Source organism: Christensenella intestinihominis, assembly GCF_001678845.1.
Taxonomy (GTDB): Bacteria; Bacillota; Clostridia; order Christensenellales; family Christensenellaceae; genus Christensenella; species Christensenella intestinihominis.
This window is the reverse complement of record NZ_MAIQ01000007.1, coordinates 89,476-103,099: the sequence shown is the minus strand read 5'-3', so window position 1 is coordinate 103,099 and position 13,624 is coordinate 89,476. Positions and strand designations below refer to the sequence as shown.

Annotated in this window: 15 protein-coding genes; 6 read left to right on the top strand and 9 right to left on the bottom strand. The window is 52.1% G+C overall.

The window, feature by feature from the left end; genetic code table 11:
• Positions 1-74: 74 nt before the first annotated feature.
• Together BBD38_RS10340 and BBD38_RS14715 are read right to left on the bottom strand one after the other, a co-directional pair.
• Positions 75-1,235, bottom strand: coding sequence for a substrate-binding domain-containing protein (locus BBD38_RS10340; RefSeq protein ID WP_066687888.1), 1,161 nt, complete (start codon positions 1,233-1,235; stop codon positions 75-77).
• A gap of 189 nt (positions 1,236-1,424) precedes the next feature.
• Positions 1,425-1,781, bottom strand: coding sequence for a hypothetical protein (locus tag BBD38_RS14715; RefSeq protein ID WP_172807819.1), 357 nt, complete (start codon positions 1,779-1,781; stop codon positions 1,425-1,427).
• Positions 1,782-1,920: 139 nt separating this feature from the next.
• Here BBD38_RS14715 and BBD38_RS10335 point away from each other — a divergent pair, with 139 nt between their 5' ends.
• Both BBD38_RS10335 and BBD38_RS10330 read left to right on the top strand, forming a co-directional pair.
• Entirely contained in the window at positions 1,921-2,559 is a 639-nt protein-coding gene (locus BBD38_RS10335; protein ID WP_066687886.1) for a TetR/AcrR family transcriptional regulator, read from the top strand.
• The gene (locus tag BBD38_RS10330) at positions 2,556-3,638 is read left to right on the top strand and encodes a radical SAM/SPASM domain-containing protein (protein ID WP_066687885.1); all 1,083 of its coding nucleotides are present in this window, start codon (positions 2,556-2,558) and stop codon (positions 3,636-3,638) included. Before BBD38_RS10335 ends, BBD38_RS10330 begins: the two co-directional genes overlap by 4 nt.
• A 5-nt stretch (positions 3,639-3,643) precedes the next feature.
• Here the strand turns inward: BBD38_RS10330 and BBD38_RS10325 are convergent, their stop codons facing one another.
• Positions 3,644-4,333, bottom strand: coding sequence for a hypothetical protein (locus BBD38_RS10325; protein ID WP_066687883.1), 690 nt, complete (start codon positions 4,331-4,333; stop codon positions 3,644-3,646).
• A gap of 159 nt (positions 4,334-4,492) precedes the next feature.
• On the opposite strand from BBD38_RS10325, the gene BBD38_RS10320 reads away from it, so the two are divergent.
• The 3 genes from BBD38_RS10320 (at position 4,493) to BBD38_RS14530 (ending at position 6,340) form a co-directional block, all read left to right on the top strand.
• Entirely contained in the window at positions 4,493-5,029 is a 537-nt protein-coding gene (locus BBD38_RS10320) for an RNA polymerase sigma factor (RefSeq protein ID WP_207644651.1), read from the top strand.
• On the top strand, positions 5,019-5,753 hold the full coding sequence (locus BBD38_RS10315) for a DUF4367 domain-containing protein (protein WP_066687877.1): 735 nt from the start codon (positions 5,019-5,021) through the stop codon (positions 5,751-5,753). The genes BBD38_RS10320 and BBD38_RS10315 overlap by 11 nt, the downstream gene beginning before the upstream one ends.
• Positions 5,754-5,851: 98 nt before the next feature.
• Positions 5,852-6,340 carry a hypothetical protein gene (locus tag BBD38_RS14530; RefSeq protein ID WP_147568142.1) on the top strand — a complete coding sequence of 163 codons (489 nt, stop codon included), beginning with the start codon at positions 5,852-5,854 and terminating at the stop codon, positions 6,338-6,340.
• Positions 6,341-6,400: 60 nt separating this feature from the next.
• On the opposite strand, the gene BBD38_RS10310 is transcribed toward BBD38_RS14530, so the two are convergent.
• Entirely contained in the window at positions 6,401-6,580 is a 180-nt protein-coding gene (locus tag BBD38_RS10310; protein ID WP_066687874.1) for a hypothetical protein, read from the bottom strand.
• Between the two features lie 104 nt (positions 6,581-6,684).
• Between BBD38_RS10310 and yaaA the strand changes: the two genes are divergently transcribed.
• A complete protein-coding gene (yaaA, locus tag BBD38_RS10305) occupies positions 6,685-7,425 on the top strand; it encodes a peroxide stress protein YaaA (RefSeq protein WP_066687866.1) in 741 nt (246 codons plus the stop codon).
• Positions 7,426-7,556: 131 nt separating this feature from the next.
• Here the strand turns inward: yaaA and BBD38_RS10300 are convergent, their stop codons facing one another.
• The 5 genes from BBD38_RS10300 to BBD38_RS10280 all read right to left on the bottom strand — a co-directional run bounded on the left by BBD38_RS10300 (position 7,557) and on the right by BBD38_RS10280 (position 13,587).
• Entirely contained in the window at positions 7,557-9,332 is a 1,776-nt protein-coding gene (locus BBD38_RS10300; protein WP_172807818.1) for a S41 family peptidase, read from the bottom strand.
• A gap of 584 nt (positions 9,333-9,916) precedes the next feature.
• On the bottom strand, positions 9,917-10,618 hold the full coding sequence (locus BBD38_RS10295) for an energy-coupling factor transporter transmembrane component T family protein (protein WP_066687852.1): 702 nt from the start codon (positions 10,616-10,618) through the stop codon (positions 9,917-9,919).
• A complete protein-coding gene (locus tag BBD38_RS10290; protein WP_066687849.1) occupies positions 10,615-12,081 on the bottom strand; it encodes an ABC transporter ATP-binding protein in 1,467 nt (488 codons plus the stop codon). Before BBD38_RS10290 ends, BBD38_RS10295 begins: the two co-directional genes overlap by 4 nt.
• On the bottom strand, positions 12,065-12,964 hold the full coding sequence (locus BBD38_RS10285) for an ABC transporter substrate-binding protein (RefSeq protein ID WP_066687847.1): 900 nt from the start codon (positions 12,962-12,964) through the stop codon (positions 12,065-12,067). The genes BBD38_RS10290 and BBD38_RS10285 overlap by 17 nt, the downstream gene beginning before the upstream one ends.
• Positions 12,961-13,587, bottom strand: coding sequence for an ECF transporter S component (locus BBD38_RS10280; RefSeq protein WP_066687845.1), 627 nt, complete (start codon positions 13,585-13,587; stop codon positions 12,961-12,963). The genes BBD38_RS10285 and BBD38_RS10280 overlap by 4 nt, the downstream gene beginning before the upstream one ends.
• Positions 13,588-13,624: the final 37 nt, after the last annotated feature.

The following is a 13,624-nucleotide window of genomic DNA, read 5'->3' as shown; positions in this document are numbered from 1 at the left end:
CCTTGCATTCTTTGCAAACAACTGCAATTATGGGGAGCGGCCGTTCCTGCAGCGACCGCTCCCACAGCTGTCCCTTAGAATAACGAATCCGGATTATAAATTTCCTTCACGTTTTCCTTAGTGACCGCCAACGCTTCTGTCGGCGTAATTACATCGTAGGAGGCTACGTCTGTCTGGCCAGATAAGAGAGAATCGATAATTTCCACTGCCTTGGTTCCAACCTTGTACGGGTTGTTTTCACCCGACGCCAAATAGCGGGAACCGTCCTTCATAATTTCTTCATAGGCTTCTTTTTGCCCGTCTGCCGCCGCCGCAAGCCAAACCTTATCCGTCAGGCCGGCATTGTCGATCGCCGTTTTTGCCCCTAAGAGCATATTGTCGTTCTCGGAAATAACAAGGTTAATATTTTTGTTCGCCACAAGCAGGTCTTCCATGGCCGGCAGGCCTTCGTCCGCCGTCCAGTTTCCCCAGCCCTGGCCGTTGATCTGGAATTTTGCGTCTTCATTCACAGCCTTGCCGTTATCCGTCAATTCCTGTTCCATTTTTTCCGCCGCCGCTTTCGCATCGTCGGCCGTGGCTCCTGTGCGGGCCGCAATGATTCCCGCCATCACGCCGGTGCGGCGCTGCTGGCCTGTCAGGTTGCCCTTCGTTCCGCTCAGCAGTACGGAAATAATTTCCTCGTCCGCCGGGAAAATTTCTTCGCTGCCGACGTATTGACCCACCATGTAGCCGTTTTCATAGTTGTTCGACATAACCGTCGTTACGGGATTGGCCTCTTCCGAAACCTGCGTATCGACGCACACAACGGGAATTCCGGCATCCATCGCGGCCTTGATCGACGGAACGCACGCCTCGGGGTCAACCGCGTTCATGATGATGGCGTCAACCTTCTGCGATACGGCCGTTTCAAGGTTTTCCTGTTCCTTGGCAATATCTTCCTTCGCGTCAAGGCTCGTATACTGCCAGCCCCTTTTCTCCACTTCTTCCTTGATCTGCGCTTCCAGCGCTACAAAAAACGGATTGTTGAGCGTCTTATTCACATAAGCAACCTTAAACGTCTTTCCCTCCGCGGGCGTGTTTTCCTGCGCCGCGCTGCTTCCCGCTTCAACGGATGCCTGGGCGTCCCCGCCTGTTTCCGCAGACGCCTCTGCCGAGGGTGTCGCCGTGCCTCCGCAGCCCGCAAAGACTGATACCGCAAGCGCGACGGCCAGAATCAATACTACGATTTTTTTCATTTTTCCTTCTCCTGTTTCATAATTTTATGTTCTTTCGCCCGTTTTAGGGCAAATCAAATACACCGGCAAAAATGCAATACCAAATGAAAGGCTATGTCCGTTTTCCCTGTGCGAACGGCCTGCCCGCTTCCTGAAAACTATTTTTGGTTTTTGGTGAAAAATTTCTTTGTTAATCTTTTCTTAGTCCGGTCAATGATCCAAATCCCTGCGGCCCGGTTTGTAAAAACAATATTTCGGCCCATATTTATTTGAATATTTTGTACGGCGGATAATTGACTGGCTTTTCGTTATGTCTAAGTATAGATGGGATAGAGGAGGATAGCAATACGACAATCTTTCACTTTGGTGCAATATTTTTTGAACAATTCCCCTTTTCCTGCGCGCGCCAAAGCATGGTTCCGCCGTCAGCGGTCCTTTTTCTCTTTTTCTTTCTTTTTTTGTTTTTTCCTGTCTTTTATCTTTTGCCTCATGCGAAAAATCAAATCCAGCAGCGCCTGGTTGGCATACATTCCCATATTGAAATCCCTCCGGTTTTATGTAAATCAAACAATAATATACCACATTTCCGCGGCCTGCGCCACCGCTCCGCCCTGTGCGGCGCACAATGGTAAAATTAATTTCCTTGACAAGCTAGCAAACGCTAGCTATACTAAAGCTAGTAATCACTAGCCACCGGGAGGACGGAATGGAAAAACGCGATACCAAGCAAAAAATATTGGGGGCGGCGCTCGACCTCTTTTCGGTGCGCGGCTACGACGGCGTTTCCGTAAAGGATATCGCCGCCGCCGTGGGCATCAAAGACAGCTCCCTCTATAAGCACTACAAAAGCAAGCGGGAAATTTTTGCGACCCTGTTGGAGGGAATGAACCGGCGCTTTGAAGAAACCGTAACTTTTTACAGGCTGCCCCAGGGCGAAATCAGCCAGGTTACCCGGCAGTATGGGGAAAACGACCTCGAGTGGCTGAAAAAAGCGGTGGATGCAATTTTCCTGTTTTTTGTAAACGACCCGTACGCCGTCAAGTTTATGCATCTTTTGATGATCGAGCAGTTCAGGAACAACGAGGCGGCGGAGCTTTTCGGCGAATGGTTCATCGGGGGCGCGCTGTCCTTCCAGACCTCGCTTTTCGGTGAAATGATGAAAGAGGGATATTTCCGGGAGGCGGACCCGCGCGCCGTGGCGACGCAGTTTTACGGCCCCATCCTGCTGCTCGTGCTGATGTATGATTCCAAGCCGGAAAAACAGGAGGAAGCGCTCCGCCTGCTGCACGCCCATATTGAAGAATTTGCGAAAAATTACCACATCTCACACGGAGAAAACAAATGAAGTTAAATGAATACATGAACCAGGGAATTTCCCTGCTGGTAAAGACGGTGGGAAGATATTACCTGAACAATCCAAAAGGAATTGCCTTCCTTGCAAGGCTTGCCCCCGAAATCAAAAAAAGCGCCAAACGCAGGCAGCGGCAGGAAGCGGGCGGGCTTCACGTGCCGCCCTTCCTCATCGCCAGCATCACCTCGCGGTGCAACCTGCACTGCGCGGGCTGTTACGCGCGCGCGGCGGGGGCCTGCACGGACGGCGGCGCGGGCGATATGACCGCCGCGGAATGGAAAAAAATACTGTCCGAAGCCTCTGGCCTCGGCGTATCGTTCGTACTGCTTGCGGGCGGCGAGCCCCTTGTGCGGAAGGACGTGCTGGAAACGGCAGTCTCTTTCCCGAATATGGTTTTTCCCGTTTTTACAAACGGGACCATGATGGACGGCGAATACCTCGAATTGTTTGACCGGAACCGCAACCTGATCCCCGTTTTCAGCATCGAAGGGGACGAAGGCGCGACTGATGCGCGGCGGGGCGCGGGCTCCTACCGGACCGCTGTGGATGCAATGGCGCACTTCCGCAAACGGAAAATACTGTTCGGCGCGTCGATTACCGTAACAAAAGCAAACATGGCAGGCGTAACACAGGATGCTTTTATCGACGGCCTGCGCGAAAAGGGCTGCGGCCTGGTTTTCTTTGTGGAATATGTCCCGGTGGAGCCCGGAACGGAGCACCTTGTCCTCGACGGCTGCGATATTAAAAAGCTGCAGGAAGCCGTGGACGGCCTCAGGGACCGCTTCCCCGACACCATCATGGTTTCTTTCCCCGGCGATGAAGAAGCGACGGGCGGGTGCCTTGCCTCGGGGCGCGGGTTTTTCCATATCAATTCAAACGGCGGGGCGGAGCCGTGCCCCTTTTCTCCCCATTCGCAAATGAACCTGCGGGAGGGCACCATAGAGGAGGCCCTGCGTTCCGGCTTCTTCCTGCGGCTGCGCGAAATTGCCGCCGGCGCTGGGCATCATGGGGGATGCACCCTGTTTGAACATAAAAAGGAGGTCGAAGCCCTTTCGGGCGGCGGCGCTCCGTGATATCTTTATTTAATTAAATTTAAAACCGCCTTGTATTTCGGGCTTTCATCCTTTTCAAGGCAATACAGGATATCGCCCATGGCTTTGATTCCTTCGTTAATATACCGGTTGATCCGCGCGGTTATGGCGGCGGTGGAAAAGCTGTCGCTCTGCCCGCATTCGGTTTCCCGGATGCGGAAATTGCAGTTCACCGTCACCTTCGCGGCGGACGGGCCCATGCGCTCGAAAACATATTCCCCGGGCTTCATAACGCCGTAACGGTCGCAACAGACGCCAATCATGTTTTTACAGCCCGTAAAATCATAGGTCCCGGGCATGGCCGCCGTCACAACGCACCCGCTTTCTCCCAGTTCCCGGACTATTTCGCCGAGCAGGGCAGGCTCGGTGAATAGGCTGGTTCCAAAGCTCACTTCCACAATGTCCGCGCCGAGCTCCCCGCAGAGGCCAAGCGCTTTTTGCAGGCAGTCGGTTTCCTCCATTTCCTTGGAAACCGCAATGCTGAAAAGTTCGTAATCGTCCGTCATTTTCTCCAGGATCAACGCGCACGCCGACGCATGCGTAAACCGCTGCGGACGCGCCTCCGCATCCGCCTGCCTGGCGCCCCGCCAGTCGATTACCATGCTGTTTTTGACACGTTCCGGGTATTTCAGGTAAGAATGGTTAATAATATCGTCTATGATTGCGATTTTGGCCATAATGACACTCCCGCTTTTCTGAATTCAGATTTCTCCTATTTTATAAGAGGAGAATGTATTCCATTTGTTACAATTTTTGACTGTGTTTTCCAAAATTTTGTTCGCAATCACCCTCCTTCGTTGGTATAATAGGTCGGGGAGTGTGTTTTAATGAATCAAATGGAGCAGAATAAATCGAAATTTTTCATCCGGCTCTGTGAACCCGTGATCGACAGCCTGTATGCCTATATCCGCAAACATTCAAACCCGCCCTTCCTGTGCAACGATATTTACCAGACGACGCTGCTGCTCGCCTATGAAAATATCGACTCCCTGCGGGACGAGGCGAAATTCAAAAGCTGGATTTTTACCATCGGGCACCGTGAAATTGTCCGTTTCAACAAAAAATACAAAAAGGAAGCCTTGATTAGCGATATATTTCCGGACCACCCGGAAAACCTGATTCCGTGTGATGCGGATATCCGGTCCCTTGAAGAACAAATTTTGCTGGAGGAAGAAAAGGAAAAGGTGTCCCGGTGGCTGTCCCAGCTTACGGATACGGAAAAGCAGTTTTTGAAATACTATTATTACGACGAAAAAACCTATTCCGAAATTTCCGAAGAGGTGCACACAAAGCAGGGGACGCTGCGTGTTTTGCACCACCGTATTCTGAAAAAGCTGGAAAAAATTGCAAAAGGTGACAAGGATGGAAAATGATTTCCGTAAAAAAATGAAAAAGATCATCGGGGACAACCTTGATGAATTCGAGGTGAAGGCCCCCGGCGGGGATGACGCGGAAACGGCGCGGAAATTATTCGAGCAGTTCCAGGAAACCCTTACCCCGGAAGAAGCGGCAAAACCCCGGCGGCGGAAAAAAGCCCCGTTGTTTATTCCGATTGCCGCGGCGGTTCTGGTGGGTATTTTTATCGGCTCGTTCCTCTTTTCGGACGTTCCGGCGGCGCGGGCCTTCAAGACAAACGTCGAGCAGTTCTTTACCTCGATTTTCAGCCCCGGCACAAAAATCGAAGAGGACGGCCAGCAGATTGACGAATACCAAAGCATCAAGGATTTACAGGCGGACCTCGATTTCACCCTGCCGCAGTTTACATGGCTGCCGGAGGGGTATGAGTTATCGAGTGTGCAGAAAATGGAATTGTTAAATACATCGACAATTATTTCTATTGATTATCTAAATACAGATAGCAATCCTTCTCGATATATCAGTACTAGTATTGTATTAACTACAAATGATTCTTATGTAAAATCTGAGCTTTGGAGTTCACGTGATTATATATCTCAGGAAATAAATAATATGCCTGTCGCAATATCGTCAAAAGAACCTTTAACAGCAATTTTTCTTTACCATGATATTTACGAAGTAACCTTATCAACCGATGAAGATCGGGATATATTACAGAAAATAATTGAAAACGTTAATTAATAGAAGAAGTTTGCAGAATCTGCAAACTTCTTTATTTTATGTAACGAATTCCTACTTTTTTTCTCTAATAAAATAACAACTAAATTGGAGGTGCAGTAATGCGCAAATTATCATTTGTCCTTTGTATTGTCTTGGTTCTCTCGATCTGCTCCGTCGGCTTTGCCGCGGAACCCGCCTATTCGGATGCGAATCCGCCGGCCCCGGTGTTCTCGCCCGACGCAGTACAGGCGTCCAGTCCTGAATATTCTATGAATATCGTTCCTTATGCAATAACAAGTGTACTTGATTGGAGTAATGGTATTGGCAAGGCTAGTTCGACAGGTGTTGCATGTACTTCATTTACTCGAGCATCAGCTATTGCCGATAAAATCGAGGTGCAATACGTTCTTTATCAATATAATGGCGGATGGAAACAATATAAATCAACAACGCACAGCAAAACAAAAAGCGCCGCATTCACAGATGGCGCATCCTTCAGCGTTGCATCCGGCTATTCCTACTATGTGACTACATATCACCGCACCTATTCCGGTTCGACGGTCGTGAGCTCAAAATCGGCGACCTCCGGCAGCATTTACGTATCATAAACGTTTTCTCTCTCCATAAAGAAAGGACGGCAGGCGCCGTCCTTTCTTTTATTGAATGCTTTACCCTTTTTCTTTGGGTTCGTATTTCCGTGCCTCCGCGCCCTCGCGCTCCTTCTCCTTATACTTTTCCACCTCTTCCCGAAGCTGTTCCCGCTCCCGGCTTTGTTCCGCTTCATGCGTATCGTGCAGCTGGCGCATCTGGTTATCGCGCTTTGCCGACCTGTGCCCGTGCATTGTCATAACCTTGTCCTCCCGTTCGGTTTGTTATTTGCTATAATACCCCTTTTTCCCGGCGCATAAACGCACTGTTTCTGGTATAATATACGCAACGGAAAGGGCTTATTATGAAGATCATCATTTCACCCGCCAAACAAATGAAGCGCGACACGGACGAGCCGGGATATACGCAAATGCCCGTTTTCCTGCGCGAGGCGGAACAGCTTATGGAATACCTGCGCGGGCTTTCCTGCGAAGCGCTGAAAAAGCTGCTGTGCACAAACGAACGGATTGCCGCGCTGAATTTCGAGCGTTACCGCACGATGGACCTTATGCGCGACCCAAGTCCCGCGCTGCTGTCGTATGACGGCATCCAATATAAATATATGGCCCCGCAGGTGTTTGACCGCTCCTGCTTTGCTTATGTGGAAAAACATTTGCGCATTTTATCGGGTTTTTACGGCATTTTGCGCCCGCTTGACGGCGTGGTTCCATACCGCCTCGAAATGCAGGCAAAGCTGAAAACCGGTTTTTGCACCAGTCTTTACGATTTCTGGGGCGGCAGGCTGTATTCCGAACTCACAAAGGAAGACAAGGTGATCCTGAACCTTGCGTCCGGCGAATACAGCCGCGCAATTGAAAAATATCTCAAGCCCGGCGTAAGCTATGTCACCTGCACATTCGGCCAGTGGGAAGACGGGAAAATAAAGGAAAAAGGCGTTTACGTAAAGATGGCGCGGGGCGAAATGGTGCGTTTCATGGCGGAAAACGCAATTGAAAAGACCGGGGACGTGAAATATTTCAACCGCCTCGGCTATTCCTATAAAGACGGGCTCTCCACCAAAACAAATTATGTGTTCCTGAAATAGGCGAAAAAACGCGGGGCCAGCGGCGTGGCCCCATCATAAGAAACATAAAGGCAAGGTATATCAAATCGATTACCTTGCCTTCATATTTTGGCCGACAGCTGATTTAGCGGCACGGCCCCGCTTTACGCCTTCTAATACAGGCTGCTTATGTATTCCGTGAGCTTTTCACGGTCATAGAAGTTTTCTATCCTTGTAATCACAAAATCGGGCTCAACCCCCTGGTCCACACTGTAATACGAGCCGTTGGACAGCGTGCTGATCCGCTCCCGGCCGGACACCTGGAGAATGGTGCCGTCCGCGGTCGTGAGGTGCTGCACCACGCACGCGCCGCCGCCGGAGGTCTCCCCGAGCAGGGTCACGGTACCCGAATTCTTGAAGGCGGACGGGACAAGGTTCCCGCAGGAAAAGCTGTTGGGCGAAATGATGCAGTAAAGGTTTTTTGAGGCGACGGTATCGTTTTCATCGAACACCCGGTCGCCGTTCGCGTCGATCCGGTACAGGGTAGACGCCTGCGCTTCCGTCAGCGTATCGTCAATGTTCAGGGTGCAGGTGCCGAGGAACCAGCCCATCACATAAACGGCGGCGTCGGCCTGTCCCCCGCCGTTGTTGGAAAGGTCGATCACGACGTTTTCAATCGGGCTGTTTTCGCGCATGATCTGCGAATGGGCGTACATGATGATCCCGATGGTGTCTTCCGCTTCGGCTGTCGCGGGGGTTTCATAATAATCCACCGTCGTGGGAATCAAAAAGGAATCGAACGTTACATAGGCGGTATTGCCGATCTCCTCATACGCGGGAGCTCCGTCGGGATAAAATTGTTTTCTTGCGGCGTCGTAACGCTGCATATTGCTGATCGAATCTATCCAGGAGATAGACATGCTCTCCGGCAAAGTCTTCGCATCCTTTCCCGCATAATAAGACGGCTTTTGGAGCCCGCTGTGCATATCCGCGAAATATCCCATGCAAAGCGTGGCAATTGCCTGGTCCGCTGTCACGGGGTCCTCGCTCTTCAATTCGTCGTCCAGTCCCGTCTGGATGAACAGCTTGTCAAACGACTCGATATTATGGGACTCTTTCAGCCCGTAATTCATTTCAAGCGCGAGGCATAGCTCGTTATAGGAAAATTCCGCCAATTCCTCGCTGCGCTTTCCTGTGGGCGCCGAATAATAGAGTTCCTCCAAATCGCCCAGGTTACCGCCTGCGATAACGGCAACCATTTTGCCGTTGTACAAAATATTGACCCCTGCCTGGGCAGCAAACAAATCTGAAAAGGTCTGCAAAGGCAGATACCCCGTACCATCCTCATAAATCATATCGATGCTATAGTCGGTAAGGTTTACACCGATCGGTAATCCCTGTCTTTGGAACGAAGCCGCAGGGCGTTCAAGGTATTCCGGTTCTCCGTTCTCATTCACTCCTTTGAGGGCGATAACATCCAGCCCCGTGGAGGCATAGGACTTTTGGAAGAATCCGTTGAAATCGTCGTAGGTAATGGAATTTTCGTTAAAGTCAAATTCAACGGCGCTTCCGTTTTCCCGTTCCAGCTGCACGGTCCCGTCGCTGTTTTCAACCGTGATATTATATTTTGTATCCTCGACCACAGTCTGGAAAACCTGCGTGAGTATTTCTACAGCGGTGTCTATGGATATATACGGGATATCCGTTTGCCCGTCGGCATAGTGCAGGAGTATTTCGTCCTGTGTTTCTTTCGCTAAATAATATAGCGGGAGTGTTTCGTTTGTCAGCCTGCTTTCTTCCCCCGCGGCCGATTGCTCCGGCTCGGAAGAAACCGCCGCAGACGGTTCCGCGGATACGGAACCCTGTGTTTCCTGCGGGGCATGGGCGCAGCCCGCGAAACTGGCGGCCAGAAGAACGATTATAAGTAAAATTGATATACTCTTTTTCATTTTTTTCATCTTCTTTCCTCTAAATCTTTTCAATGAGCGCATGATATATTCGTGATATAAATTGACTTATTTCCAGGTTATACCTGCAATATCCTGCGCAGCCGCGGATTGGAAAGCCGCATCCGGCGCCGCCGTAAAGAGGCCCGCAACGATGTCCAATGCGCCGCCGATAGGGAATATCCTGCTTCCTTCCCTGTTTATTATACGGCAGGGCGCATTTTCCATCCCCGCTTCCGCACGAATGGGACTCAGGCGTGCATGAACGGGAAAAATGGTTATATTTCCGCCACATAAATACTACGGCTTTTCCGGTCGTCCTTATTTGGATACGAGAGAGTTACGTTAAAAATTATTTGGCCTGGGAATTGTCCATATTTTTCGCCAGCATTTGTTTATGCCTGCCGCATAATGTCCATAGGCTTGCTTTTCCTTCTACTGGCTACATCAAATTATAATATGAATAGGCATGACAAATAAAGATGGGGGTTCCAATATGCACAATATTTTATTGAGATTAAGGAGATGGATTATGAAGGCAAAGCCTTAGGGCAGGATCAGGAATGAACGCGCTTCTTTGATAATTCTTATAAAAATAAAAGCCCGAGGACAAGCAGCCCTGTCGTAAGGAACGGAAACGCATAGTCCGCCGGGCGCATCACAATCGGATGATAGATGGTCCGTCCGGCTTTCTCGTCAAAGCCCTTCGATTCCATTGCCGCGGCAAGCGCCTCCGACCAGCGCACCGCCTTCACCATCAGGGGTACGAGCAGCTTTGGCGAAACCGGGACCGGATATACGCCCCGCGCCCAAAAGGCCGCCTTTGTCTTGCGGTATTCCTGCTGCATATTCGGCAGAATCTGGAAAGCGGCGAGGAGGCCGTATACAAATTTTGCCGGGAAACGGAGCTGCTGTTCCATAGACCGCACAAGCTCCATCATGTCCGTCGTCATGATAAACAGCAGGCCGAACCCGGCGAACGCAAGCACGCGGCTTCCAAGCTGCAGGCCGTTTTCAAACGCAGCGTTTGAAAGGAGCGCGTTCCCCGCGCCCACGCCGATGTTCGCCCCCGCATGGAACTTGGCCCCCGTCATATACATTCCAACCGCAAGCACCGCCACGGGAATCATCACTTTAAGCGCGGTGCTCCATTTGATCCTCGAAAACGCGAGGACCACAAGGCTCGCCCCGAAAATCACAAGGTTCAGCGTAATGTTATAAAAAAATGCGAGGATTACGATCGGCACAAGGATGCCGATCAGCTTCCACGAAGGATTGATGCTTTTCATATAAGTTCCCTCCGTTCCAGCTTCCCGTCCGCAAGCGTATAGATTACGTCCGCATAGTCCCGCGCAAGCTCCCGGTCGTGCGTGGAAAAAATCAGCGTCAGCCCTTTTTGCTCCACACGGTCCATCATCAGCTTCATCACGGATTTCAGGGAACGCGCGTTCTGCGCGTAGGTCGGCTCGTCACACACAAGCACCTTGCAGTCATAGGCCAGCAAAGCCGCCACCGCAAGCCGCCGCTGCTGTCCCTGGCTGAGCATAAACGGCGACATCCTGCGGTAGCGCCACAGGCCGATTTCCTTCAAATATTCCCTGATCTTTGTTTCCAGTTCTTCGCCTTCGTATGCCTGTTTGAGGCTGACTTCCATTTCCGCATATACGCTTTGCGCCACAAATTGGTCCTGCGGGTTCTGGAACACAAACCCAAGCCGGTGCGCCATTGCTTTTTTGCGGATACGCTTCAGCTCCTCTCCCTCGAGGCGGATGCTTCCCCCATAGGGCACAATGCGGCAGAGGATTGAAAACAGCGTGCTCTTCCCGCTGCCCGACGCGCCGGTAACCGCATGCACCTTCCCGCGGTAAAAATCCGCGTCAAGGCCGCTTAAGACTTCTTTCCCGCCATAGCCCGCGCAAAGGCCGCGCACCGCAAGCACCGTATCCTCCGGCGCGCCGTTTTTCCTGTTTTCCCGGTATGCCTGCCCGGGAAACGCAACACCCATTTCTTCAAACGTTTCCCGGAACTCCGGCAAATTTCCGGGGGTGATTCCCCGCCGGCGGACGCGCGCTCCCTCGCCGAGCAGCACCGCCTCCTCCATAATCGGCAGCCACGGGGCAAGCTGGTGGTCCACCGCCACAATGCCCACGCCCCGCTCCCGGTGCAGCCTGCCGAGTTTTTCCACAAGCACCCGCGCCGAGGCCGGGTCGATGTTCGCAAACGGCTCGTCGAGAAGCAGCCATTTGGGCCGGATCAGCACCGCGCACGCAAGCATCACCTTTTGCTTTTCGCCGCCGGAAAGCGTGTGGAACGCCCTCTCTTTCAGGTGTTCAATTTCGCAGAAAGCAAGCGCTTCATGGATGGCCTCATCCATTTTTGCCGGGTCCCCGCCCATATTCTCGAGGCAGAAAGCGAGCTCCCCGTTCACCGTATCCATGCAAAACTGCAAATCCGGGTTCTGGAACATCATGCCCGCAATCCGCGCGCGTTCGTGCGGGTAGAGGCCGCCCATCTCCCTGCCGTCTATCGTAACCCTGCCTTCGTCCACAATTCCGGCATTCTGCGGATATATTCCCGCCATCAGGTACAGGAGGGTGCTTTTTCCACAGCCGGAGGGGCCGGTCAGAACCGTAACCTTCCCCTCCCCGATCTCAAAATCCGCATGATCGACCACTTTATATTTACTTGTTTCCATATAGCGGAAGGTGAGGTTTTCGCACCGTATTCCGCCCGTATCAGCCGTGGAATTCATTCGTATAGCCGCCGTTCGCCCCGGAAATATCTTTCTTTGTCATGCCCTTTTCCTGCATGAACGCGCTGAAACGGTCCCAGCGTTCGGGCGCGATGGTTCCCCAATGCCCGCCGTCGTTCAAATACAGCTTGGACACATAGTCCTGGCTTTCGAGAAGCAGGCCGAGGTCAAAATGGGGCGTATACCCATGCAAAATTTTCGCCGCCTCTTCCGGGTCCTTTGCCGCGTCGATAAAGCCCTGGTCGCTCGCTTTTACAAAGGCGCGCACCGCATCTGCCTCATCCCGGATGAGCCTTGTTTTCGCCGCGACCGCGGGCGCGCAGAAGTCGAGCACCGGATAAAAATCCGCAAGCGCAAAATAGTTGCATTCATATCCCGCGTGCTTCATGACAAACCATTCCCAGTTTTTGTAAATCCACACCGCGTCTCCGTCGTTGCCGAGCGTTTCCGTAATGTCGCCCACATCCTTGGTCACCAGCTTCACCCTGGAATAGTCGCCGCCGTCCCCGTCCACCGCATAGCCGATTACCGCGTGAAACCATTCTGGCGTCCAGTGGGTAAGGCGTTTTCCGCCAAGCTCCCGCGGGCGCGTAATGCCTTCTTCCTTCAGGGAAATAATCCCCGAATCGTTCACCTGCGTTAGCACCGCGATGGCCTGCACCTGTTCTTCTCCGGGCGTTTCGTCCATATACACGAGCATCGCCGGTTCGGGCGCAACCACGATATCCGGCTCCCCCGCAAACTGGTGGCCGCAGCCCCCGAATTCTCCGTTGATTTTCACGTCGATGCCAAGATCGTTGTAATATCCTTTTTTGAGGGCCACGTAAAAGCCCGTATGGTTCGTATTCGCAAACCAGTCCAATTCCATATGTAATGTTTTCATGCTGCCTCCTCTTCATCATCCATGATATCCTGGCGCGCATATTTCGCGCCCGCCGGGTAGCCCTTCAAAACGCCTGTACGCGCAAGGCCCTTGCCAAGCAGGTTACTGAGCAGGCCCGCAAACAATAAAGACGTGCCGAGGCGTACCGCGAACATCGCCGCGAGCATTCCCGTCTCCAGCGCGGCATAACCATTGGTAAAATACGTCCAGATAAAGCTGAGGATGCACGCAAACGTTGCGGAAACGCACATGCTGAGCAGGTCATAGCGTTTGTAACGGAACACCGCGAAGCCAAGCTCGAGGCCCACGCCCTGCACGAGGCCGGTGGTAATAACGAGCGGGAAGTTCCCCATCAGCAGCTCGAGGAACGCGGCGAGCACCTCTGTCACAAGGGCAACGCCCGGTTTCTGCATAATAAACGCCGCAACCGTCGCCGCCATAAACCATACGCCGTACACGATTTCAAAATTAAACGGCGCAAGGCCAAACGGCGTGAGCGCCGCCTGCAGGCCCATACTGAGATAGAATGACCCCAGGTAGATGAGCGCGAACAGAACCCCCAGGATGCCGATCATAATAATGTCTTTGAGCTGCCATGCATACTTCTTTGTTTTGGTTTTCATTGCTTCCTTCTCCTATGCTTTTTGATTTGCGAGCAGG

What these genes read in the sequence shown, in the direction of transcription:
- BBD38_RS10325 (WP_066687883.1), bottom strand. Translation starts at nt 4,333, where the DNA reads ATGGCCAAAATCGCAATCATAGACGATATTATTAACCATTCTTACCTG.
- BBD38_RS14530 (WP_147568142.1), top strand. Translation starts at nt 5,852, where the DNA reads ATGCGCAAATTATCATTTGTCCTTTGTATTGTCTTGGTTCTCTCGATC.
- BBD38_RS10340 (WP_066687888.1), bottom strand. Translation starts at nt 1,235, where the DNA reads ATGAAAAAAATCGTAGTATTGATTCTGGCCGTCGCGCTTGCGGTATCA.
- yaaA (WP_066687866.1), top strand. Translation starts at nt 6,685, where the DNA reads ATGAAGATCATCATTTCACCCGCCAAACAAATGAAGCGCGACACGGAC.
- BBD38_RS10330 (WP_066687885.1), top strand. Translation starts at nt 2,556, where the DNA reads ATGAAGTTAAATGAATACATGAACCAGGGAATTTCCCTGCTGGTAAAG.
- BBD38_RS10280 (WP_066687845.1), bottom strand. Translation starts at nt 13,587, where the DNA reads ATGAAAACCAAAACAAAGAAGTATGCATGGCAGCTCAAAGACATTATT.
- BBD38_RS10315 (WP_066687877.1), top strand. Translation starts at nt 5,019, where the DNA reads ATGGAAAATGATTTCCGTAAAAAAATGAAAAAGATCATCGGGGACAAC.
- BBD38_RS10300 (WP_172807818.1), bottom strand. Translation starts at nt 9,332, where the DNA reads ATGAAAAAGAGTATATCAATTTTACTTATAATCGTTCTTCTGGCCGCC.
- BBD38_RS10335 (WP_066687886.1), top strand. Translation starts at nt 1,921, where the DNA reads ATGGAAAAACGCGATACCAAGCAAAAAATATTGGGGGCGGCGCTCGAC.
- BBD38_RS10290 (WP_066687849.1), bottom strand. Translation starts at nt 12,081, where the DNA reads ATGAATTCCACGGCTGATACGGGCGGAATACGGTGCGAAAACCTCACC.
- BBD38_RS10285 (WP_066687847.1), bottom strand. Translation starts at nt 12,964, where the DNA reads ATGAAAACATTACATATGGAATTGGACTGGTTTGCGAATACGAACCAT.
- BBD38_RS10320 (WP_207644651.1), top strand. Translation starts at nt 4,493, where the DNA reads ATGGAGCAGAATAAATCGAAATTTTTCATCCGGCTCTGTGAACCCGTG.
- BBD38_RS10295 (WP_066687852.1), bottom strand. Translation starts at nt 10,618, where the DNA reads ATGAAAAGCATCAATCCTTCGTGGAAGCTGATCGGCATCCTTGTGCCG.
- BBD38_RS10310 (WP_066687874.1), bottom strand. Translation starts at nt 6,580, where the DNA reads ATGACAATGCACGGGCACAGGTCGGCAAAGCGCGATAACCAGATGCGC.